The 21711-nt window shown below is 46.6% G+C and carries 13 protein-coding genes and 3 pseudogenes; 12 read left to right on the plus strand and 4 right to left on the minus strand.

From position 1 onward, the window contains the following. Window positions 1-558: a PilZ domain-containing protein gene (locus CS022_RS15800; RefSeq protein WP_129123100.1), complete on the minus strand. Its 558-nt coding sequence runs from the start codon at window positions 556-558 to the stop codon at window positions 1-3. Window positions 559-803: 245 nt separating this feature from the next. Between CS022_RS15800 and lolC the strand changes: the two are divergent. From lolC to lolE, 3 genes and pseudogenes are all read left to right on the plus strand, one after another. After that, window positions 804-1999: pseudogene (gene lolC / locus CS022_RS15805) on the plus strand (lipoprotein-releasing ABC transporter permease subunit LolC). Next, window positions 1992-2687, plus strand: coding sequence for a lipoprotein-releasing ABC transporter ATP-binding protein LolD (gene lolD / locus CS022_RS15810; RefSeq protein WP_129123101.1), 696 nt, complete (start codon window positions 1992-1994; stop codon window positions 2685-2687). The pseudogene lolC and the gene lolD overlap by 8 nt, the downstream one beginning before the upstream one ends. After that, window positions 2680-3924 carry a lipoprotein-releasing ABC transporter permease subunit LolE gene (gene lolE, locus CS022_RS15815; RefSeq protein WP_129123102.1) on the plus strand — a complete coding sequence of 415 codons (1245 nt, stop codon included), beginning with the start codon at window positions 2680-2682 and terminating at the stop codon, window positions 3922-3924. Before lolD ends, lolE begins: the two co-directional genes overlap by 8 nt. 134 nt (window positions 3925-4058) lie before the next feature. On the opposite strand, the gene CS022_RS15820 is transcribed toward lolE, so the two are convergent. Continuing rightward, on the minus strand, window positions 4059-4568 hold the full coding sequence (locus tag CS022_RS15820) for a DUF2062 domain-containing protein (protein WP_129123103.1): 510 nt from the start codon (window positions 4566-4568) through the stop codon (window positions 4059-4061). A 32-nt stretch (window positions 4569-4600) separates the two neighbouring features. Here CS022_RS15820 and CS022_RS15825 point away from each other — a divergent pair, with 32 nt between their 5' ends. Beyond that, window positions 4601-6901, plus strand: a complete 2301-nt coding sequence (locus CS022_RS15825; RefSeq protein WP_129123104.1) for a DNA internalization-related competence protein ComEC/Rec2 — start codon at window positions 4601-4603, stop codon at window positions 6899-6901. 46 nt (window positions 6902-6947) lie between these two features. On the opposite strand, the gene CS022_RS15830 is transcribed toward CS022_RS15825, so the two are convergent. After that, the gene (locus CS022_RS15830; RefSeq protein ID WP_129123105.1) at window positions 6948-8792 is read right to left on the minus strand and encodes a long-chain-acyl-CoA synthetase; all 1845 of its coding nucleotides are present in this window, start codon (window positions 8790-8792) and stop codon (window positions 6948-6950) included. 714 nt (window positions 8793-9506) lie between these two features. On the opposite strand from CS022_RS15830, the pseudogene msbA reads away from it, so the two are divergent. The 4 genes and pseudogenes from msbA to kdsB all read left to right on the plus strand — a co-directional run bounded on the left by msbA (window position 9507) and on the right by kdsB (window position 13241). After that, window positions 9507-11296, plus strand: a pseudogene (msbA, locus tag CS022_RS15835) (lipid A ABC transporter ATP-binding protein/permease MsbA). Window positions 11297-11310: 14 nt separating this feature from the next. Next, entirely contained in the window at window positions 11311-12330 is a 1020-nt protein-coding gene (gene lpxK / locus CS022_RS15840; RefSeq protein ID WP_129123116.1) for a tetraacyldisaccharide 4'-kinase, read from the plus strand. Beyond that, a complete protein-coding gene (locus CS022_RS15845; protein ID WP_129123106.1) occupies window positions 12311-12493 on the plus strand; it encodes a Trm112 family protein in 183 nt (60 codons plus the stop codon). The genes lpxK and CS022_RS15845 overlap by 20 nt, the downstream gene beginning before the upstream one ends. Beyond that, a pseudogene (kdsB, locus tag CS022_RS15850) lies at window positions 12490-13241 on the plus strand (3-deoxy-manno-octulosonate cytidylyltransferase). The gene CS022_RS15845 and the pseudogene kdsB overlap by 4 nt, the downstream one beginning before the upstream one ends. A gap of 66 nt (window positions 13242-13307) precedes the next feature. Here the strand turns inward: kdsB and elyC are convergent. Continuing rightward, entirely contained in the window at window positions 13308-14120 is an 813-nt protein-coding gene (gene elyC / locus CS022_RS15855) for an envelope biogenesis factor ElyC (protein WP_129123107.1), read from the minus strand. Between the two features lie 114 nt (window positions 14121-14234). Here elyC and cmoM point away from each other — a divergent pair, with 114 nt between their 5' ends. The 4 genes from cmoM to mukB are packed head-to-tail and all read left to right on the plus strand — an operon-like array spanning window position 14235 to window position 21525. Further along, the gene (cmoM, locus tag CS022_RS15860) at window positions 14235-15014 is read left to right on the plus strand and encodes a tRNA uridine 5-oxyacetic acid(34) methyltransferase CmoM (protein ID WP_129123108.1); all 780 of its coding nucleotides are present in this window, start codon (window positions 14235-14237) and stop codon (window positions 15012-15014) included. A 37-nt stretch (window positions 15015-15051) separates the two neighbouring features. Further along, window positions 15052-16374 carry a chromosome partition protein MukF gene (gene mukF / locus CS022_RS15865; protein WP_129123109.1) on the plus strand — a complete coding sequence of 441 codons (1323 nt, stop codon included), beginning with the start codon at window positions 15052-15054 and terminating at the stop codon, window positions 16372-16374. Further along, window positions 16355-17062 (plus strand): chromosome partition protein MukE, encoded by a 708-nt coding sequence (gene mukE / locus CS022_RS15870; protein ID WP_129123110.1) that lies wholly within the window; start codon window positions 16355-16357, stop codon window positions 17060-17062. The genes mukF and mukE overlap by 20 nt, the downstream gene beginning before the upstream one ends. Continuing rightward, window positions 17059-21525 carry a chromosome partition protein MukB gene (gene mukB, locus CS022_RS15875; protein ID WP_129123111.1) on the plus strand — a complete coding sequence of 1489 codons (4467 nt, stop codon included), beginning with the start codon at window positions 17059-17061 and terminating at the stop codon, window positions 21523-21525. The genes mukE and mukB overlap by 4 nt, the downstream gene beginning before the upstream one ends. Window positions 21526-21711: the final 186 nt, after the last annotated feature.

Here is a 21711-nt window from a genome sequence, read left to right on the forward strand (position 1 = left end):
TTAGTTATTTCTGTCCAAAGCTCGTTGGCGCAGCATTTTTTGTTGTTCGAAGAGTGCCGCACGAATTAAGACATCTCTGTCTTCTTCAAGCAGGTGAGTGTACTCGACCGCGATTTCGTATTGGCCGCTTTTTTCTTCGCAGCTTTCAACGGCGCCGTAGCAGTATACCGCAGAGGGTGGGTTGTCGATAAAGATCTTTAACCTGACATGTGCGTCTTTATCCCATTTCTCATCCGAGGTAAATACAAGGCGACTTGCTCCAAAGCTTTCAGTCATGAACCGTTGCTTAGGCTCATCCTGTTGCGAGAGCATAAAGCCAAGAAGGAGATTAATTTTTTCATTTTGAAGGTTGATGTGACGCGAGACAGCATCCTCAATCCTTGTTCCAACGCCTTCCTCTAAGGTACTGTCCATTTTGCTGAACTGGGCCGCGAGACGAAAAGATGCTGGGATTTCATTCTCAAAATCGTCTTCCGAGGGAAGGGGGTGTTCGTGGTCCAGCAGTTTGGCATTGATTCTCAGTTGTACATTGACTGAAAAGTATTCGTCTTGGCTCATGCTTTACCCTAATTCATTGTGATCTAATGATTATCATGCAGCTCTCTCAATTCTACAAGGCAGTATGTGTCTATCTGTTGAGCAAACAAAGAGAGTCTGCGACTCTTAGCATGCAATAGCCTTGTTAATTAACGTGAGTCTGGTCATCATAGCGCCATACCACGCAATACGGTGCGTAATTTCACAAGGATGAACTGTTGGCACATGGTTAACAGGTACGTAAAAATAACAGAGAACGTTTAATGATTTTCAATTGGCTTCCGATTTTCATCGGTTTGCGCTATCTCAGAGGGCGGTCAGGCGATCAGTTCGGCCGATTTGTTTCCTATATGTCAACCGCAGGTATCACCATAGGTGTGATGGCGCTTGTGGTGGTCTCATCGGTTATGAACGGCTTCGAAGGACAGCTCAAAGACGTATCCTTGGTGTGCTTCCCCACGCCATTGTATCTGGTGATTCTTCGACAACGCCTGATACCAAGTTCTTAAAATCACTGTCTGGTGTTCAACGCATTACTGAGATCCGCACTGCAGATGCGCTGATTCAAAGCGCTCAAAACCTTTCTGCCGGGCTTTTGCAGGGTATAAACCCCAATGATGCTGATCCGATTGCAAAGCATATGCTGACGGGCCGTCTTTCGTATCTTGAGCGAGGTAAGTATCGTCTGATAATTGGCAGACAAATGGCAAGGCAGCTTGATGTAATTGTGGGCGACAAAGTTCGCGTCTTTGTTAGTAGCGCAAGCTCGTATTCGCCTGTGGGCCGAATGCCGTCACAGCGAAAGTTCACGGTTGTCGGGGTTTTCGATACCCAAACAGATGTAGATGGTCAGTTGATGTATGCCAATATTGATGACGTCGCCAAGTTGATGCGAAAGAAGCCGAGCACTCCGGCAGATATTCGCTTGTATGTCGATGATCCTTTTTCTGTCCCTCAAATGGAGAGAATGGCTACTGGCTTTGGTCATCAATGGTCAGACTGGCGTAAGTTGAAAGGTGAGTTATTTCAAGCGGTAAAAATGGAGAAAAACATGATGGGGCTGATGTTGAGCCTAATCATTGTTGTGGCTGCATTTAATATCATCTCTGCGCTCATCATGGTTGTAATGGAAAAGCAGTCAGAGGTGGCCATTCTCAAAACGCAAGGCATGCAAAGCAAAAGTATTGTTGCCACATTCATGGTTCAGGGGGCGAGCAGCGGTATTGCAGGTGCCATACTCGGCGGTGCCTTGGGTATTCTGCTCGCCAATAACGTGAATAACATTCTTGATGCTTTTCAGCTGTCTTTGTTGGGTAATGGAATTGACTTGCCTGTCGTCATCGATACAACCCAAGTTGTTATCATTATTTTTTCAGCAATCGGATTAAGCCTGCTTGCGACTGTTTTTCCTTCTATAACGGCGGCATCAGTCCGCCCTGCTGAGGCATTGCGTTATGAGTGATACCCTTCTTACTTGTTCAAATATTACCAAGACCTACCAAGAAGGTGGCATGGCTACTGAGGTGCTCAAGGGTGTTTCATTCTCTATTGCGAAAGGAGAATTGGTTGCTATTTTAGGTAGCTCAGGCTCGGGTAAAAGTACTCTTCTTCATATTCTTGGCGCACTCGATGAATTAAGCAGTGGGCAAGTCGTGTTTGATGGCACTGATTTGTTTGCTGCTAAGGCATCGCAACAAGCAAAGCTTCGTAACGAGAAAATTGGTTTCATTTATCAATTTCATCATTTATTGACAGATTTTACGGCGGCAGAAAATGTTGCAATGCCGCTGATGATTGGTGGAATGGCGAGGAGCCATGCGTTGGCAAAAGCACTAGAGATGCTCAAACAGGTTGGATTAGAGCATCGTTCTAGCCACCGACCTTCAGAGCTTTCAGGTGGCGAGCGTCAGCGCGTTGCTATTGCGAGAGCCGTGGTTAACAACCCTGCGTTAGTGTTGGCCGATGAGCCAACGGGTAACCTCGATCATAAAACGGCGCTCGAGATTTACGCGCTTATTAGGAAGCTTAATAAAGAAACAAATACCAGTTTTCTTGTGGTCACACACGATAATGAATTAGCCAGTAAGTTAGATAGACAAATGACTATGCAAGATGGGGAGCTCGTCTCATTGGGAGAGGTTCATGCTTAGCTCGCTATCTTTATTTATTGGCCGGCGCTTTAGCCGAACGCAACGCCGCAATGTGTTGGTCTCTTTTATTTCATTATCATCAACGATTGGGATTGCAGTCGGTGTGATGGTGGTGATTCTTGGCCTCTCTGCGATGAATGGCTTCGAGCGTGAATTAAATAACCGAATCTTATCTGTCATTCCACATGGCGAACTTGAGGGAGTCGAAGCGCCCATTTTTAACTGGCAGGGCGTTAAAAATGATGCTTTGAAGAACCCTCAAATTATTGGTGCAGCACCGTATGTGAAGTTCACCGCTTTACTTGAAAAGGGTTCGCGTCAGGCGCCAGCGGAGCTTAGAGGTATTGTTCCCGATCAAGAAAATCAGGTGTCGTCAATTTCATCTTTCATCGACCGTGATGGATGGCAGTCGCTGAAAAATGGTGATGATGTCATTGTTCTCGGCAAAGGTATTGCTGATAAACTGGAAGTAGGGGTAGGAGATTGGGTAACGGCAATGTTGCCTTCGCCAGACCCAGAGTTGCGCTTGAAAGCACCCAAACGTATCAGAATGAAAGTAACAGGCATCTTGTCATTGGGTGGGCAGATTGATCATTCTCTGGCACTGATTTCACTGGCTGATGGACAAAAAAACCTTAATTTGGGGCATTCTGTGTCTGGCGTATCTTTGAAGATGAAAGATCCGTTTCAGGCGCGTGAAGTGATGGGAGAATTGCGAGGTGTCATCAAAGAGTATGTTTACCTTCGTAACTGGACCACAAAGTTTGGCTCGATTTTCAGGGATATTCAGATGGTGAGGGCCATTATGTACTTGGTGATGGTGTTAATGATCAGTGTTGCCAGCTTTAATATTGTTTCTACTCTCATGATGGCGGTAAAAGACAGAACATCCGAAATTGCGATTCTTCGTACTCTTGGTGCTGAAGACAGGCTAATCAAGTCGATATTCGTTTGGCATGGTGTAATGTCAGGTATTGCGGGTAGCCTGATTGGCTGTGCGTTGGGCTCTATGTTGGCTTTGAACCTCACGGTGGTTATGTCAGCAATAGAGAATGCCATCGGTCATAAGTTCTTGTCAGGTGGCATTTACTTTATTGATTTTCTACCGACCCAGCTCAATAGTACAGATCTCTTGGTTGTCTCGCTAACTGCTATTACTTTGAGTCTACTGGCAACTTGGTATCCTTCTCGCCGAGCCTGTCAGCTAAACCCTGCGAGCGTTTTAAGTGCGAAATAACGCTGTCATAAATCACTGATGTGTTGATTGATATTTGACCGCATTTCATCTGCTCTTCGATTTACTCGCATGTTGACTAGAAGCAAAAAACCCTCCGTTGGAGGGTTTATTTATGGCTGTTATGGTAGGGGAATCTAACGCTGGCGGCGTTTTTTCCAGCTTCTAACCACGGAATATCGCCAGAGTGCCTGAATCCCAAAGTACCCAACCAATGCGAAGAAGATGCTGCAAATCAAGCAGCCAAGCAAAAATGGAGGTCCAATATGCCCCATTTGGTTGAACAGAAACTCCCAGGTGAGCTCGAAGTGAAAAGGGTATTCAGGGGTATTCAGAATCCATGCACCGAGCAAGTACACAAGGTAAAACATCACAGGCATAGTCACAGGGTTACTGATCCACACCAAGGCAACAGACAATGGCAGGTTAACGCCAAACATAATCGCTGCACCAGCAGCCATGATCATTTGGGTAGGAAGCGGAACAAATGCCATAAAAAGGCCGACTGCGAAGGCGCCCGATGCAGAGCGGCGATTAAGGCACCACAAGTTCGGGTCATACAAAAGGTTTCCAAAAATCTTCAGAGCTTTTTGTTCCCGGATGACATCATGTTTGGGCAAAAAGCGCTTAATTGTGTTTTTCGGCATAGTGTAACAATTATCTCTAAAAGGCTGACAAGATGCATTGGATAGCCGCTGGAATCATTTCGGCTGTGTTCACTCATCGATATTGGCCATCATTGCCCGATGGCTATGTGACTCTCCTTGTCCTGATAGTTATATCTATATACCTACCCGGAAAATTGTCAAAATTTGTCATAGGACTCTTGTTAGGTACGTTGATAGCAGCTTATTCAGCGAACTTTCACCTAGAAAAAATTCGTGTCAGCGCTGAAGAGCGCAAGCATACTAACATAGTCGTTAAAGTTGGCAGTCTTTTTACAGCAGAAAATTTACCTACAAATAAAATATTTATTGTTGAACAGTTAAATGGTGAACAATTATCCCGTCGTCAGCGTTTCACTGCTCGATTATTTGTTGATGGCCCGTATCCGTTCAAACAAGGACAAACATGGCAGCTTAGAGTAAAACTGCGTGAGCCTTATGGAATGCTGAACGAGGCAGGCTTTGATGCCGAAACCTATTTTCTATCCAACCACATTCACGCAAAAGGATCCGTGCTTTCGGCTCGGTTAGTCAACTCTCAAACCAGTTTGCGTCAACAAATCTACGATGTCGTATCACCAATATTAGACGGTAAAACCTATAATGCGCTCCTCACTGCGCTGGCATTCGGCGACAGAAGCTTATTATCAGACAGGGAATGGACGGTATTGCGCGATAGTGGCATCGCTCATCTCATGGCCATTTCAGGGTTACATATTGGGCTGGCTTATTGGTTTGGTGCACTTTTAGGACGAGTTTTTCAAGGGATGTCAGGTGAGAGGGCAAGGTTTCTTTGGTTACCCCTTTGGACAGGCGCTCTCCTTGCAATTGCTTATGCATGGCTCTCTGGCTTTTCTATTCCAACAATACGAGCATTGACTGTCGTTATTTGCCTGTGTTTTTTGACGCGTCTCAGGGTAAATTTGTCTCCGATGTCATTGCTCCTGTTTGCGTTAGCGGCATGTCTAATCGTTGATCCTCTAGCGATATTTTCCATCAGTTTCTGGATGTCATTTTCTGCAGTATTTGTTCTTTCTTTATTTGCATATAGCCCAGCCATTGCAGGCTCTACAGTGAATAAAAATGGTAAGTTTCGCTTCGGAGCTAAAGTAAAACAGCTATTGGCGATACAGTTGGTGATCACTGTTGGGATGCTGCCAGTCATCAACCAGATTTTCGATGGCATATCTCCATTCTCACTGTTTATTAACCTCCTAGCTGTTCCATGGGTGAGCGTATTAACGGTTCCTCTGGTGCTTATTGCGCTTTTGTGCAGCCCAATTTCTCTGGTCAGTAAGTTGCTGTGGACGCTTGCTGACATGTCTTTGTTCCCAATATGGAGGCTGGCGGAGAGTGTTGAGGGGACGTGGCTATCCTTGCCGACAGTCTCAAATAGCTGGCTGATTATCTTATGTTCGTTTTTATTTATTTTTGTGCTTTTCAGATCTCGACAAATGTTGATACCGATGGTGACGGTGGCATTGATTCTTGTCGGATGGAAGATTGAAGAGCCGTCGGACAATTACTGGCGTGCCAGTGTTCTTGATGTAGGGCATGGGTTAGCCGTACTTATTGAGAAAAACCAGCACGCTATTCTCTATGACACCGGAGCTCGATGGCCAAACGGAAGTATTGCGGAGTCCATTATTTCACCCGTACTACGCCAGCGTGGAATTGATAATATCGACGGTCTTATTCTAAGTCATGCCGATGGAGACCATGCTGGTGGCAGAGAATGGGTCGAGGATAATCTGAAGCCGAATTGGCAGAGAAGCAGCTCTGTTCAAAAAGGGCATCAGCCTTGCGTAGCGGGTGAAAAATGGCAATGGGAAGGTCTAACGTTTATCGTCTTGTGGCCTGATGCATTAGCAACCAGAGCAGGAAATGAAGACTCGTGTGTCGTTTGGGTTTCAGATGGGACATCAGGCTTTTTGTTGACAGGTGACGTTACCCGCCGAGGAGAACGTCATATCGCTGCCCGATATTCAGATTTTCGAACTGATGTCATTTTGGTTCCTCACCATGGCAGTAAGACATCGTCTTCGGAAGTGTTTCTTTCCACGTTTTTGCCAGACATCGGTGTTGTCTCTTCTGCTCGCTACTCTGCGTGGAAACTTCCAGCTGCGTTTATTGCTGCCAGGTACCGTTCAACGGGCGTTCGTTGGATTGATACCGCTGAAGTGGGACAAGTTGACTTACTTTTTTCTGGTGCAGGCGTTGAGGTACAAACGAGGCGTGAAGATGTTCAACCTTATTGGTATCGCATTGGCTTAGCGCCAAAAGCATCGGAGAGATTTCTTCACTTGCAAAAATAGTGCGCAAAGGCGAGAGGCGATGAAATCACCTCTCGCCTGCAGCGAGTTAGAGCATTTGCCACAGTTCTTTTTGTGAAGCAATTTCTGGTGTTAGCTTGGTATATCGATTGTCAGTAGGGTTTAGGAAATAGATAGGATCCTTTACCTTACTGACATCAAAACCATCATTTTTGAGGCCTGATTTTTGATATTTGAAAGTACTTGTCAGCTGAACTTCATTAATAAATCTCACAAAAACCGGCACAGCATAATGAGGCATTAAAGATGAAATGTGCTTGTGGAATTTATCAAAATCAAAAACGTCGGTTTCAGCAGTACCGTTAAGCTTTATCGCAGCCATTCCGGCTCGACCATCACAATCAGGTACTTTCACACCATAGACGATCGCATGTTCAATCGCGAGCCTTCCATTATTAAATTCCATAATGCTGCTTTCGACTTCAGTCGTACACACGTTTTCAGCACGCCAGCGGAAGGTGTCGCCCATACGGTCTTCAAAGAATATGTGGCGAAAGCCCATTAAATGAACCATGTCACCCGTGTTGAAATAAGCGTCACCTTTTTTGAATACATCACGGAAGATAACTTTGTCGGTTTGCTCCTTCTGTGTATATCCATCAAACGGGTGAAGCTTGGTTATTTCTGCCAATAGCAGGCCTTTTTCTCCCGCTTTTTGTTTGATCATTCTGCCTTTTGCATCACGAACTGGCGCTTCTTCATCGGTGTCATATTTAACGACAGCAAAAGGGTTTACTGACAAGCCAATCGTTCCGTCGATGTTCAGCGCATTGAAGAATGCAGCATTGCCCTCGCTGGATGCATAGAATTCGCAGATTTGTTCAATCCCAAACCTTTCTTTGAACTCCATCCAAATGTCTCGGCGCAAACCGTTACCGATCATTTTGGTCATTTTATGACCACGCTCTGCTTCGCTTGGTGTTGCATTCAGAAGGAATCTACAGATCTCCCCGACATAACCAAACGCGGTAATCTCGTTTTCTTTTACGTCTGACCAGAATTTGGAAAGACTAAACTTTCTGCGGATAACCGCTTGCGCACCGCCCGCGATGACAGAGGTCATACATACAACCATCGCCGTTGCGTGATAGAGCGGCAGTACGACCAACATACTGTCATCTTTGTTGAGTCGCAGTCCTGTCAAGCCAAATGCACAATATCCTTTCAGCCAGCGGCCATGTGAAATGACCGACGCTTTTGGCATCCCTGTGGTGCCAGATGTATAGATATAAAAGCAAGCATCTTTCGCTAGAGTCGGCTCATGAATGACCGGCTCCTGTTCTGGGTTAGTAAAACAGAACAAGTCGAATTCGGCTTTGTTTTGCTGTTGTATAGAGGGAACGTTGCTTGTTTCACCTGCGTACTCAATATATTGCTGTTCTACGTCAGAGATACTCGATTCAATTTCTTTGATTGCATCGATGAAATGATGGTGAGCAATAAGAATTTTAGGCTCTGCCAGTTTCACACAGTGTCTTAGAGACTCTTTTCTAAGGGATGTGTTGATCATCGCGCTAATTGCGCCAATTTTGCTCAACGCATAAGACACAGCCATCTGTTCAGTACTGTTTTCGAGTAGCAAGATGACTTTATCGCCCTTCTTTATTCCTCTTCCCTGAAATTGATGTGCAAGGCGATTGATCCAATTATTAAACTCTTCATAGCTGTAGCGAGAGTATTCATCGGAAATGAATGGACGTGACTTTTGCTTCTTAACTTGTTTAACAAACATCTGCGTGAAATTAAATTTCTTTTCACTGGGTGTCAGTCGGAGCCTCAATAACGCTTCGATGAACTTGGGTGCATCTGGGATAATCGAGGGAACTCGTTTTAAGATGTCAAAAATACTGAGCTGGTCGGTATTTTTTGCCATGGTTGTCTATCTCCTTGTAAACCGTCAGTCCATTTCAATACAGTGATACCAGAAGGGAATATTACCCTCCCAAGCATGCTAGAAGAGTAAAGGTGCTTCCGTTTCAGAAATGTCCACTGCGACAGTGGCGACGTACCATAAATAATGTGGTGTAGAGGAGACGTGTCACGGTGCAGGTCCTACCTCAGAGGAATACAACGGCCATCGAACACTAGGCTATTCAAGTATCTGTAAAGCTCACATTATTTGTCAGTTGTCGCCCAAAAAATCTGTTGTTTTAAATGTTACTTTCTTGCTGGTCGTACCACTAGAGATTAATGGGATTTGCATAATTGAGCAATCGATGGGCAATCGATCAATGTGTCTAGAATGAGAATCCTTGGAAGTAAACACTCAAGTTGTTAACATTTACTAACAATTTCAGACACATTTGCACGAAAAAATATTCATGCGTTTTTATTAGGTTTATTGCATATAAATATGCAAATGGCAAAGTGAACGATGTTGTTAATTGGGGTGGCATAAATAGTGGACAATTACTGGCGAATGACCAAGCACATCGTTTTTATCCATAGGGCTTGGAACAAGTTATTTGGTAAGGATAAAAGAAAAGAGTAGAATGCCAGCAACTTGCATTGGCTGTAATTAAACCGAAAACAAATGACAAAATATCAAGATAGAACAACATGGGAAACATTTAAGCAACTCTGGCCAATGGTAGCAGATTATAAATCAGGCCTCTTTGTCGCTGCTTTTGCATTGATATTAAATGCTGCCAGTGATGTGACCATGATGGCTATGCTGAAGCCACTTTTGGACAATGGCTTCGTTCAAGGAGGTAATGCTAGTGTTGTTGACAACTCAGCGACTCAGGCTGCTGTTTCAATACCTGGAGGTTCATGGCTTACTGACTTTAGTTTGACTGACATGTTTGCGAGCCTCACGTTAAACGACATCGCTGTTTTTATTGTGGTTCTGATTGTTCTTCGAGGTCTATCAGGTTTTGTGTCTACTTTCTGCCTCGCTTGGGTGTCACAGAAAGTTGTGATGACAATGCGCCGTCGGCTGTTTAATCATTTCATGCACATGCCTGTCGCGTTTTTTGATAAAGAGTCTTCAGGTGCACTTTTGTCCAGAATAACGTATGACTCAGAGCAAGTTGCTTTCGCTACAAGTAACGCATTGGTTAACCTCGTTCGGGAAGGTGCAAACATCATCTTTTTAATGGCGTTGATGTTTTACAATAGCTGGCAACTCTCAGCGATTTTGCTTGTGGTCGCGCCAGTCGTTGCTATTGCCATTAGCATCGTATCTAAACGCTTCAGAAAAATTTCCTCCAACATGCAAGAAGCAATGGGTTCAGTCACCTCGTCAGCTGAACAGATGCTGAAAGGCCATAAAGTGGTACTGAGTTTTGGTGGTCAGAAAGTCGAGCGTGCGCGCTTTGACGATGTCAGTAACCGTATGCGCCAACAATCAATGAAGCTGACGTCAGCCACTGCTATTGCCAACCCAGTTATCCAAATTATTGCCTCCTCTGCTCTGGTCGTTGTTTTGTTGCTGGCTGGCAGCGAATCTCTTCAAGGCACGTTAACGTCGGGTAGCTTCGCAGTGGTATTTGGTGCCATGTTTGGCTGATGAGACCACTGAAGGCACTGACAGAAGTGAGTTCCCTGTTTCAACGCGGTATGGCAGCGTGTAACAGTCTGTTTGACCTCATGGATATGGAAACCGAAAAAGATTATGGCAAGCATGCCGTTGATTCTGTCGAAGGCAAAGTAGCGGTAAAAGATATCGTCTTCACCTATCCGACGAAAGACACGCCTGCATTGCGTAATGTGAGTTTTGAGCTGGCTGCTGGCAAAACATTGGCCTTAGTAGGACGTTCTGGCTCTGGCAAGAGCACCATCGCTAACCTGTTGACCCGTTTTTACGATATCGACAGCGGCACAATCGAGCTAGATGATGTCAGTATCGATGACTACACGCTGAAAAATCTTCGCCACCACGTTGCTGTCGTTTCTCAGAACGTTCACCTGTTCAATGACACCATCGCAAATAACATTGCCTATGCGGCAGAAGGCCAGTATAGCCGTGAGCAAATAGAGAAAGCAGCAGAGCTTGCCTATGCGAAGGAATTTATTGAAGCCATGGAACAAGGCTTCGATAGCATTATTGGCGAAAATGGTGTCAGCCTATCTGGCGGTCAAAGGCAACGTCTTGCCATTGCCCGCGCGTTACTACGAAATGCGCCTGTGTTGATCCTTGATGAGGCGACATCTGCCCTTGATACAGAGTCAGAGCGAGCAATTCAGGCAGCATTGGACGAACTTCAGAAAGATAAAACCGTACTGGTGATTGCCCACCGTCTGTCCACCATTGAAAGTGCAGATGAGATTCTCGTGGTGGAAGAAGGTCAGATTGTCGAACGCGGAGATCATTCAATGCTTCTGGAAAAAGACGGTGCGTATGCTCAATTACATCGTATCCAGTTCGGAGAGTAATCAACTTGTCCGGTCTGGTAGAAAAAATTTGGTTTGATAAGCACCCACTTGGTTGGGTGCTTTCACCGCTTTTATGGCCGTTGAGTAAGCTATTTGCCCACATCGCCGCGGGGCGAAGGCAGCGTTTTTTAGCAAACAGTTCTGATGTTTATCGTGCCCCTGTTCCGATTGTTGTAGTGGGAAATATTACCGTCGGTGGTAATGGGAAAACCCCCGTTGTTGTTTGGCTGGTGGAACAACTGAAAGCCAAAGGGTTAAATCCAGGCGTAGTCTCTCGCGGTTACGGAGGAAAGGCACCGCAATATCCTTATGTGCTTGATGAATCTTCATCTGCGAAAGAAGCGGGTGACGAACCTGTCTTAATTGCCAAAAGAACAGGTGTTCCTGTTTCTGTCTCTCCGATCCGAAGTGAAGCCATCAAGTCATTGCTTCCCCTTGGTGTCGATATCATTGTGACTGATGATGGTCTTCAGCATTACAAAATGGACAGGGATATTGAGTTCGCGGTGATTGACGGTAACAGACGATTTGGTAATGGGCATGCTATGCCGATGGGGCCATTGCGTGAACCACGAAGTCGCCTAAAAGACGTGGATTTTGTAATCTGTAATGGCGGCCACCCTGAAAAAACTGAGATCAGCATGAGTCTTGTGGCGTCCAAAGCTATCAATCTTCTTACACGCCAACAGGCTCATGTGACTGAGCTTGGTGAGCTGGTTGCGATTGCAGGTATTGGTCATCCTGAGCGGTTTTTTAACACACTCAATGAATTGGGTAACCCAGCGCAAACAGCGCATGGATTTGCAGATCACAAATCGTTCGAAATGTCGGAATTAGCATCACTGACAAACGACAATCAACAGCTGATCATGACTGAAAAAGATGCGGTAAAATGTCAGTCATACGTAAAAGATAATCAAATCGGTAACTGGTGGTATGTCCCTGTCGATGCGCACTTACCTAATGTCGCAGCAGAAACCATCATTAATAAAATTATGAAAGTAAAGGAAACATATGGATCATCGACTGCATGAGATTTTGGCTTGCCCTATATGCAAAGGAAAGCTGAAGTTTAATAAGGAAACTAATGAACTAATTTGTACGTTCGATCGCCTTGCATATCCGATTCGTGACGGTATTCCTGTGCTGTTGTCTGATGAGGCACGCGAGATGACCTCTGAAGAGGTGGAGAAATGAACTTCACCGTCGTAATCCCTGCTCGCTATGAGTCAACCCGGCTTCCCGGTAAGCCTCTGGCAGATATCGGTGGCAAGCCAATGGTGCAATGGGTTTACGAGCAATCAGTTAAGTCTGGGGCTACACGTGTTATTGTTGCGACAGATGATCAACGCATTGTTGATGCAGTCGACGCTTTTGGTGGAGACGTCTGTCTGACCAGTCCTGACCATCAATCAGGGACTGAGCGATTAGCCGAAGTGGTAGAGACTTATCGATTGGCTGATGACGAATTGATTATTAATGTACAGGGTGATGAACCGCTTATACCGCCTGCCGTCATAAGACAAGTCGCGGAAAACCTCAGCCACAATGAGGCACCGATGGCGACGCTTGCTATTAACATTGATTCGAAAGAGGAAGTGTTTGACCCTAATGTGGTCAAGGTCGTGACGGACAAAGACGCTACGCCATGTATTTCAGTCGTGCGACGATCCCCTGGGATCGCGATAATTTTGGTAAAGACCCTGTTGAAATCCATCATGATCTGAAACGTCATATCGGTATTTATGGTTATCGCGCAGGTTTTATTGGAACCTATATCAGCTGGCAGCCGAGCCCTGTCGAGCGTATCGAGAGCTTAGAGCAGCTCAGGGTGCTATGGTACGGTGAGAAAATCCATGTTGATGTTGCGATTGAAGTACCCCCTGCTGGCGTGGATACGCCTGAAGATCTTGAAAAGGTTCGGAGTATAGTCTCTTCTCAATAAGGCAACTTAAAACGATTGAAATAAAAAAGCCCTCACTGAGGGCTTTTTTTGTAGATAGCGGTATGTTTACTGGTCAGGCGTTGTCACAGGAGCGGGCTCGTCAGCGCTCCTGTCATCGAATGGCAACTGGCTTCTGAGCTTCTGCCAAGCTTGTCCGAGAAACTCATGCCAAAAACGCTCAAACTGCTCAAGATATTGAGCTCTTGGTGAATATTTTATCCATGGAAGTTTGATTTCTTTCTGCGCCAAAAAGTTTGTCGGTGCAGGAATAGGGTTCAGTCCTGCGCTTTCAAAGTCATACATCGCGCGCGGCATGTGACTGGCAGATGTCACCAACACCATATTGCTTCTGCCTACCACAGATGCGGCTTGTCTTGCTTCTTCCCATGTGTCTTTGGCTGTTTCAAGCAACATGATTTTGTCTTTGTTGACACCGAGCGCTATGGCGACACGAGCCAACGCTCTCGCGTGACTGACTTCGTGCCCTCCGTCATAGCCAGAGAGAATCAGTTCCGAACTTGGATACATTCGCTGAATACGAATCCCTTCTGCAAGTCGCATCAAGGCCGTTCGAGATAACTCAGAGGTGGGTGGAATGGAGTCGTCAACGACATGGCTGTGTCCCAGTACCATCACGTAATCGACTGGCGTGTCTGTTGGTAGAAATCCTGTGAATTTTCGCTCCTGTGGCAGAAGCAGTGACGATGTTAAAGGCTGAAAGGATGCGAGTGCAATTCCGGCCAACGAGAGAAAAATAAGAAAAGTGCCCACTCCCCGTCGGTTAGTAAACCAACAGAAGAAAAGGCCAAGAAACCCGATAAGGAGCAGCGCCGGGAGTGGCATGAGTAGCGTAGTGATCAGTTTTTTTAGTTCAAACATGCAATGTGGCCGAAATGTAGTCAAACGGAGGACATTTGCCGCATCAAACCTTTATTAACTGCGGGCTTGTGAGAAAATGAAAGTCCTTTTTCAAATAATGATAACGAAGCCGCTGTGACTGAGGATAGAAATTTCGACGACATCGCCCACAAATTTGTTAAAAACATCTACGGTTCAGGCAAAGGCGAGATTCGACAAGCTGTCGTTTGGCAGGATATCGAGCAAATTCTGACACTTTTGAATAAAAACAAGCCATTGTCGGTACTGGATGCAGGGGGTGGTGTTGGCCAGTTGTCGCAGTTAATCGCAAAACAGGGGCACAAGGTCACATTATGCGATCTTTCAGCAGAGATGCTTGAGCTAGCTAAAACCCAGATCACAGAAAATGGCTTGATGGATCAGTATTGTCTCGTGCATTGTGCGGTTCAAGACATAAAACAGCACATTGACACGCCAGTTAGTCTGGTGTTGTTCCACGCTGTAATGGAGTGGTTGAGCGATCCGAAAGCGGCGTTAGAGATTTTGCTTGAACAAGTGGCGCCTGGCGGTGTCGCATCAGTCATGTTTTATAACCAGAACGGATTGCTTTTCAAGAACTTGATATGCGGCAACCTAACACATGTTGAAGAGGGTATGCCGCACCGTAAACGTTTTAAACTTCAACCTCAAAAGGGCCTGCCACCTGAAGAGGTATACCACTGGATAGAAGCGGCAGGATTTAACATTTTGGGTAAAAGCGGCGTACGGACCTTTCACGATTACATGCGTGACAGCAGGACTGGCGACTTTACATTTGAACAGGTTGTGGCGATGGAACAGAAACTTTGTCGCCAAGAGCCTTTTGTCTCTCTGGGGCGTTATATCCATGTTTGGGCGCAAAGACCAGAGAGCTAAGAAAAACAAAATATAAGCATTACAACAAGGTAAACGGATGAGTGAACACTCTCAGACCGTTCCTGAGCTGGTTGGGTGGGTAAAGCAAAACGACTTTTCCTTAAATCTGGCACCGGAACGTCTGGCATTCCTCCTCGCAATTGCTGCCCTGAGTGGCGACAAGTTTGATGAGGAGTTGGGAGAGGGGGAGCTAATTGATGCATTTCGTATCGTCAGCGACCACTTTGGCCAGAGTAAAGAAACTATTGCCTTTCGGGCAAACAACGCAATCAATGATATGGTCCGTAGTCGTCTCATCAGTCGTTTCACCAGTGAAATGACCGAAGGCGCAAGCATCTACCGTCTTACTCCACTTGCACTTGGTATCAGCGACTATTATTCCCGTCACCGTGAATACAGTTCTCTCAAGCTGTCGGTTCAGTTGTCGATGGTGGCTGATGAGATCAACAAAGCATTGGAAGCCGCAAGCGAAGACGGTGATGCAGACTTTTGGTATCGCAATGTCTATAGCGTGCTCAAGTTCTCCGTAGCGGAGATCTTCGATCGGATTGACCTTAACCAGCGTGTGATGGATGAGCAGCAACAGAAGGTGAAGCATGATATTGCTGAACTTTTGAATCAGGACTGGCAGGCGGCGATTGCGAACTGTGAGCAATTGCTGAATGAAACCTCCAGTACTTTGCGTGAGCTTCAGGATACTCTGCAATCAGCGGGCGACCAGTTGCAAAGCCAACTGCTCAATATTCAGGAGCATACCCATCGTCGAGACGATTTAGACTTCGTCGATGCCATGATCCACAGTCTCCAGATGAAGCTTGATCGCATAATTAACTGGGGGCAACAGGCCATAGATCTCTGGATTGGCTACGACCGCCATGTTCATAAATTTATTCGTAATGCCATCGATATGGACAAAAACCGGGCGTTCAGCCAGCGTTTGCGCCAGTCGGTGACCGACTATTTTGACAGCCCATGGCTGCTTACTTTTTCTGATGCAGAGCGCCTTCTCGATATGCGTGATGAGGCACTGGTGCTACGTGACGATGAAGTCACCGGGGAGATGCCGTCAGAAGTGGAATTCGAAGAGCTCACTTTGGTTAATGACCAACTGGGCGATCAGATTGCCGACATGCTTTCACGCCATCGCGCCAACGGTGGGGTAATCGATCTCGGCACCTTATTAAAAAATTATTTGGCCCAGCATCCTCAAGCCCGTCACTTTGATTTGGCAAGGATTGTCATCAATCAGGCCGTGCGAATGGGATATTCGCAATCAGACCTGAATGCAATTCAACCTGACTGGAAAGACATCAACGCGTTTGGAGCCAAGGTACAAGCAAATGTCATCGATAAATATTGAAGAAATTTTGCCGGAAGCGTTAGCCAAAGCGATAGCTAACCCATTATTCCCGGCGCTGGATAGCGTGCTGCGTGCTGGTCGACATATCGCCAGCGAAGACATGGATAACCACGCTTATTTGATTGAGTTTGAAACACCACTGGCACATTTTTATCAGCGCTATAACGCCGAACTGGTGCGAGCACCTGAAGGCTTTTTCTACCTGAGACCGCGTTCTACAGCCTTGATTGGGCGAAGCGTGTTATCTGAGCTCGACATGCTGGTCGGCAAGGTGTTGTGTTTCCTCTACCTCAGTCCAGAAAGGCTGGCGCAGGAGGGAATATTCTCAACGCAGGAACTCTTTGACGAATTGCTGACGCTGGCTGATGAGAAAAAACTCATGAAGTTGGTGACCAATCGTGCCACTGGCTCCGATTTAGATCGTGAAAAATTGTTCGACAAAGTGAAAACCTCGCTTCGTCGACTCCGCCGCATTGGCATGATTGTGCCCGTGGGAGAAAACGGCAAGTTTCGCGTCAGTGAAGCCACATTCCGCTTTGGTGCTGATGTGAGAGCCGGGGATGATGCCCGTGAAGCGCAATTACGATTGATCCGTGATGGCGAGGCTGTGGTTCACGCGCAGGAACACGCTCAGGGCAGTCTGCTCTATGACCAACAACAAGAAGAAAACGCAGAGGGCGACGCATGATACAACGCGGTAAATACCAATCTCTGACCATGGTCAACTGGAACGGCTTTTTTGCGCGTACCTTTGACATCGATAATCTGGTGACCACATTATCTGGCGGAAACGGCGCAGGTAAATCGACCACCATGGCGGCGTTTATCACCTCGCTGATCCCTGATCAGACACTGCTGCATTTCAGAAACACCACAGAAGCGGGTAGCTCAAGTTCATCGGCCGATAAAGGCCTTCACGGTAAATTGAAGCCAGGTGCCTGCTACTCAGTACTGGAAGTCATTAACTCCCGTAACCAGCGTTTGATGTTCGCCGTTCGCCTCCAGCAGGTTGCCGGGCGTGACAAAAAAGTGGATATCAAGCCCTTCATCATCCAGGGTCTGCCGAGCCACGTAAAACCCACCGATGTTCTGATTGAAAACCTGTCAGACTCTCAGGTCCGTGTGCGTCAGATTAATGAAGTGAAAGAGGCGGTTGCACAGTTCGAAACGGCACAGTTCAAAGCGTTCAATTCTGTGACTGACTACCACTCGCAGATGTTTGAGTTGGGCGCGCTGCCGAAGAAACTCCGCTCACAAAGCGACCGCTCCAAGTTCTATCGTCTGATTGAAGCGTCTTTGTATGGCGGTATTTCCAGCGCGATCACCAAGTCCCTGCGTGACTATCTACTGCCACAGAATGGCGGGGTGAAAAAAGCCTTCCAAGACATGGAAATCGCGCTGCGTGAAAATCGCATGACCATGGAAGCTATCAAGCTCACGCAGCGAGACCGTGATTTGTTTAAACACCTGATTACGGAAGCGACCAATTATGTGGCGTCTGACTACATGCGCCATGCCAACGAGCGTCGTAAGAAGCTTGATTTAGCGATGAAATATCGCAATGAAGTAATGGGCTCGCGCAGTCAGTTAGATGACAAACGCCACGCTTCAGGCGTGATGGCAGATGAACTCGAAGCCCTGACTCACAATCAGTCGCACCTTGAGCAAGACCATCAGGCGGCGTCCGATCACCTTCAACTTGTCCAGACGGCGGTTCGCCAGCAAGAGAAAGTTGAGCGTTATCAAGAAGACTTGGAAGAGCTAGCAGAGCGCCTTGAAGAGCAAATGCTGGTTGTTGAAGAGGCAACAGAACAGCTGACCGTCGCTGAAGAACAGGTGAGCCAAGCCGAAGAGGAAGTCGACAGCCTGAAAACACAGCTGGCTGACTACCAACAGGCACTTGATATGCAACAAACCCGCGCATTGCAGTATCAACAAGCGGTTCAGGCATTGGAAAAGGCCCGTTCAGTGACGGGTAACGCTGACCTTAGTGAAGACAATGTAACTGAGAATCTGCAGCAGGTGAGAGCAGAAGAAGAGTCTCTTACCTCCTCAGTACTGAGCCTCAAACACCGCCTTGATTTGTCATCGGCGGCTGTTGAACAGTTTGAGAAAGGTCTCAAACTTGTCCGCCGCATACAGGCTGACACTCAACGGGAAGAGGCAGGAAAGACAGCGCGTGATTTGGTGACAAAACATCGACAATTCGCTGTACTCGCTTCCAACACCGAGCAGTTAAAATCACAGCATCGTGACCTTGAGCGCCAATTGCGCGGTCAACAGCAGGCCAAGACGTTGGCTGACAGCTTTAAACAGTCGCACGCAATCAATGTAGCGTCCGAAGCTGATGTGGAAGAAGAACAGCTGAATCTGGACGCCCAACGTGAACAGCTCGAAGAAACGCTTTCTGATGCTCAAGACAGAGCAAGAGAGCTTCAACGCAGTGAACAGGACATCCTTGCGTCGATAAAAGTGCTTGAGAGTAAAGCGCCTGCATGGATTCACGCCAACGAAGCACTGGAAAAACTGAGCGAGCAAGCTGATGCGGATTTGTATGACAGCAAGGCTGTTCTCGACACCATGCAATCTGTCAGCGTTCAAGAGCGTGAAGTCATTGTTGAGCGTGATCGTCTGTCGGCTGAAAAATCCTCACTTGATACTGAAATTGAACGTCTGGGCCAACCGGGTGGCAGTGACGATGCGAGATTAAAGTCTCTCGCTGATACACTCGGCGGCACGTTGCTTTCAGAGATCTATGATGACATCACACTTGATGATGCACCGTATTTCAGTGCCTTGTATGGCCCCGCCAGACACGCAATCGTGGTACCTGACTTAAAAGGTATCAAAGAGAAACTGGTTGGTATTGATGACTGTCCTGATGATCTCTACATCATTGAGGGAGAGGCTGACGGCTTTGACGACAGTGTCTTTGACTCAGATGAGATGGAAGGTGCGGTCTGTGTTCATCTGAATGATCGACAGTTACGTTATTCACGTTTCCCGAAAGTCCCGTTGTTTGGCCGTGCTGCACGTGAACATCGACTGGAAACACTGCGTGATAAACGTGAAGCGCTGATTGAGGACTATGCGAAGGCGTCTTTTGATGCACAAAAACTACACCGTCTTACGCAGAGCTTTAATGCCTTTGTGTCGACGCATTTGAGTGTTGCGTTCGATGCAGACCCTGAAGCGTTACTGAAAAAAGAATACGAAAAGCGCAGCCAGATTCAACGCGAACTTAGCAAAATCGTTGATAGCCGCAAGCAGATGGAAAGCCAGTTACGCTCTGTTAAAGAGGGTATTTCGCAGCTTCACAAGTTACTGCCACTTATTGGCATACTTGAAGATGACACAGTTCAGGAACGTCTTGAAGAAGTGAAGGCGAGGCTAGAACAGGCTGAGGAAGCGCATCACTTTGTGCGTGAGCACGGTAAAACGATATCCGAGCTGGAAGGGTTGGTTTCGACGCTGGACTCAGACCCAGAGCAGTTTGAATTGTTGAAAGAACAGCACCAACACGCTGATACCCAACTGCAAGATATCAAAAAGCAGGTCTTTGCGCTGTCTGATCTCGTGGAGCGTCGTCAATATTTTGCATACGCCGATGCTGTTGAGCTGCTTGGTCAGAGTAGCGAACTCAATGATCAGCTGAAAAAGAAACTGGAAGATGCTGAGCGCGTCAGAACACGTGCGCGTGAAAATGTTAAGCAGGTACGCCAACAGACAAATCAGTACAATCAGCTTTTGATAACACTGAAAACCTCTCATCAAGCTAAACAAGAAACGGTCACTGAATTCAAACGCGAATTGGTTGAGTTGGGTGTTCGTGCAGATGCTGACGCTGAGGAACGGGCGCGCCAGCGCCGCGACGAGCTCAATATGCAGCTTCAACAGTCGCGCCAGCGTAAGAGTGAGCTGGAAAAAGGCGTAACATCTCTGGAATTGGAGATGAAGTCGTTGGTCAAAACGCTGAGGAAAGCAGCGAAAGAGTACGCTGAAGTTCGTAAGTTTGTTGTTAATGCCAAAGCAGGTTGGGTGGAAGTTCTCAAAATTGCCCGCGACAGCGAAGTTGAAAAACAACTGAACCGCCGTGAAATGGCCTATATGTCGGCAGAAGAACTGCGTTCACTCTCAGATAAATCATTGGGCGCGCTTCGCCTTGCCGTTGCCGATAACGAAACACTTCGCGATGCCCTGCGTGCCTCTGAAGACAATGCTTACCCAGAACGAAAAGTGTTGTTCTATGTCGCTGTTTACACCCATCTGCGCGAGCGCATTCGTCACGATATTATCCGGACGGATGATCCGGTTGAAGCGATCGAAGAGATGGAAGTAGAGTTGGCTCGTCTCACCGAAGAGCTGTCTCAGCGTGAGCATAGGCTGGCGATCAGCTCGGAATCTGTCGCGAACATTATTCGTAAAACCATTCAGCGCGAGCAGAACCGTATCCGCATGCTCAATCAGGGACTGCAGAATATCGGTTTTGGTCAGGTGAAAGGCGTGCGTCTTAATGTGACGATCCGTGAGAGTCACGCCAAGCTGCTTATGGGACTGGCAGAGCAGGCAGAGCAACATCAGGATCTGTTTGGCAATAACAAGCTGACCTTCTCTGAAGCGATGGCGAAGCTGTTCCAGCGTCTCAATATGCACATTGAGATGGGGCAACGGACTCCACAGACCATTGGTGAAGAGCTGCTCGATTATCGGAACTATCTCGAACTCGGCATCGAGGTTAACCGAGGAACAGATGGCTGGTTACGCGCTGAGTCTGGCGCATTGTCAACGGGCGAGGCGATCGGTACTGGTCAGGCAATTCTGCTGATGGTTGTACAAAGTTGGGAAGAGGAATCCCGCAGGCTTCGTGGCAAAGATGTGGTGCCTTGTCGTCTTCTTTTCCTTGATGAGGCAGCGCGACTGGATGCGAAGTCGATATCCACGCTCTTTGAGCTTTGTCATCGACTAGATATGCAGTTACTGATTGCAGCACCTGAAAATATCAGTCCGGAGCAGGGAACAACTTATAAGTTGGTTCGTAAGATCTTTAATGATCGTGAACATGTTCATGTGGTCGGTTTACGGGGTTTCGGTGAGCTGTCTAAAGACTCCCCAGAAATTGCGGAAGTACTCGCGGAAGTAAATGAAATATAACGTTTAAGTAATAAAAAGCCTCCCTTACGGGGGGCTTTCTGTTTCAAGACTATAAATTCTTTATTTTAAAATAATGTCGTAAAACATATTTTTTACTTTCTTGTTATTGCTTAAATTACATTCCATTTATGTGGAATATTTATTCCATTAGTGTTTTAATTAATATGTATTTGAAAAATATATTTC

The sequence above is a fragment of the Veronia nyctiphanis genome (assembly GCF_004116385.1).
In the GTDB taxonomy this organism is placed as follows: domain Bacteria; phylum Pseudomonadota; class Gammaproteobacteria; order Enterobacterales; family Vibrionaceae; genus Veronia; species Veronia nyctiphanis.